This window comes from Halomonas marinisediminis, from assembly GCF_004347715.1.
Classification (GTDB): domain Bacteria; phylum Pseudomonadota; class Gammaproteobacteria; order Pseudomonadales; family Halomonadaceae; genus Halomonas; species Halomonas icarae.
On the sequence record NZ_SLTR01000729.1, the window covers coordinates 1 to 232 of the forward strand.

At 44.4% G+C, this 232-nt stretch carries 1 pseudogene; it reads left to right on the forward strand.

Annotated elements, in window-relative coordinates:
* Positions 1 to 232: pseudogene (locus tag E0702_RS18360) on the forward strand (peptidase M23); the annotation flags it as partial.

A 232-nucleotide genomic window follows, 5' to 3' on the forward strand; every position in this document is an offset into this window, starting at 1 on the left:
GTGGGTGAGATCAACGGTAGTTTTTCAACGTCAGTAAACCGATTAGGTCTTGGTATTTCCGAAGTTGAGCAGATTGTTAGCTTGCTCAAAGACAAGATTAACTTCTCACGAGATCTTCGTGCAGGGGACAAGTTTGAAGTGGTGCAGTCTCGTCAGTATGTTGATGACCAGCTCACTGGTAACCGAGAGATTCAAGCGATTAAGATCTTTAACCGTGGCGGTGAATTTACAG